Here is a 1,962-nt window from a genome sequence, read left to right on the forward strand (position 1 = left end):
TTAGCGTAGATGCCACGGCTGCTTTTTATTCACCGCAAACCCGTTTTTGGGAGTTATTATGTGGAAGCTTATTAGCCTATATCACTTTTTATAATATTAATTTTTTCAATAAAATAGGGAAAAAGATAGATACAGTACTTGCCAAAATTATTTACCAACAGGGAAGGGAATCTAATGGGGAGATATTAAAAAACACCCTTTCTTTCTCCGGCATTGTGATCATTGCCTATTGCCTCTATACGTTTTCAAAAGCCACAACCTTTCCTGGTGCTTTTGCATTACTTCCTGTGTTAGGGGCCATATTCCTCCTTTCTGGGAAAAACTCATGGATAAATCGTGCCATTCTTTCCAATCGCATTATGATATGGTTTGGTCTAATTAGTTATCCACTCTATTTATGGCATTGGCCCTTGCTTTCCTTTGTAAGAATTATGGAAGAAGATCTTCCTAATCGAACTATTCGATTCATCGTGGTTGGAATTTCGATTGTTTTGGCTTGGGTTACTTATAAATTAATCGAAAAACCAATACGACATGGAATTGGGCGGGACAGGACTAAAGTAGCTTTTCTTGTAGGATTAATGTCCATCATTGCGAGTTTCGGTTTATTTCTACAACAATATAATGGGCTCGATTTTAGGATTAAAAATCTAAATAATTTAAATAGTGTACATGATATCGTTGCTCTTCCCTTGCTTCCGCTAGAAAATACCACGCCCTGCGAAAAAATAATTCCTGAGTTCAAGAATTTTAAATTTGCGGGTGATGGCGTTTGTGTTTTATCAAAAAATCAAGAACCAGATATTATGTTTCTTGGCGATTCTCATACTTGGCACTATCAAAACGCATTATGGAAGCAATTTCCTTCGCAATCGGTTTTGATGCTTGTATCAACTTCCTGCCTTCCTTTTTCCAGTAATTACTTTTTAAAGGGTGAATGTAGGAAAAAATACGATGAAATACTTTCATTCTTGGAAACGAATAAATCCATTAAAACGGTAGTTTTAGGGGGGTATTGGGCCTATTTAATGACAGGGGGTTTTGAAAAACAAGGAACCAACTGGCGTACAGCAAAGGCTTTAGATCCGGAAGGAACTAAGAGTTTTCTAGAAAATGGGCGCTATTTTCTTAGCAAAGCGCTTAAGGGAAACAAGGAAATTGTTTTTATAAAAGACATACCTGATTTAAATTTCAATATAAATACGTGCTTTAAAACAAGACCGCTTCAGTTGCCTCATAAAGTGGCTTTTAATAAAGAGTGTTCCATGGATAGAGCCAGTTATGAGCAGCGGGCTAGTGGTTATGACAATGTGGTGAATCAATTGTTAGCAGAATTCCCACAAGTAAAAATTTATAATCCCCGGCCTTTATTTTGTAAAGACGAAAAATGTACAGCGCGTGGTGAGGTACTGCCTTATTACTTTAATGGCGATCATTTAAACCATTATGGTGCGAATATTGTCATTGAAGATTTAAAACATAAAGAACATTTAGATCAAAAAACAGACTTGGCGATGGTAGAACCTAAGAAAACTAAAGGATAATAGGTTGTGCAAATGAACAGGTAAACTCATTTGTTAGCCTGTTACAAAAAGAGGTAGTCATTTAGATTTGTTGGTCTAAGGACCTAACCTACATTGTTATACAAAAGACAGGTTGGGTCATTTTGACCCAACAATCGAATATTTTATAGTGTTGGCTCTAAAGACCCTACCTCCCTTGCTGTGGCTGCAGTTTAGAATAAGCAGAAAACTCAATACATATAAGGAAGCAACAAAGTGGAACGAAGTTTTCATCCTCCTGTGTACCAACATTTCAAATATCGTGCCGACATTGATGGCTTAAGAGCTATTGCTGTTTTATCAGTGGTAGTCTTTCATGCTTTTCCTAAATGGATGAAAGGAGGATTTGTTGGCGTAGACATTTTTTTTGTAATTTCCGGCTTTTTGATTTCCACAATCA

The 1,962-nt window shown here is 36.5% G+C and carries 2 protein-coding genes; both read left to right on the forward strand.

The genetic code is table 11. From position 1 onward, the window contains the following. On the forward strand, positions 1–1,544 hold a 1,544-nt coding region (locus tag A8O27_RS17910; protein ID WP_064115157.1), incomplete at its 5' end, for an acyltransferase family protein. 234 nt (positions 1,545–1,778) lie between these two features. After that, positions 1,779–1,962 (forward strand): acyltransferase family protein (locus A8O27_RS17915; protein ID WP_154669262.1); only part of this gene is annotated, 184 nt, incomplete at its 3' end.

Source organism: Legionella bozemanae, assembly GCF_001648595.1.
Classification (GTDB): Bacteria; Pseudomonadota; Gammaproteobacteria; order Legionellales; family Legionellaceae; genus Legionella; species Legionella bozemanae.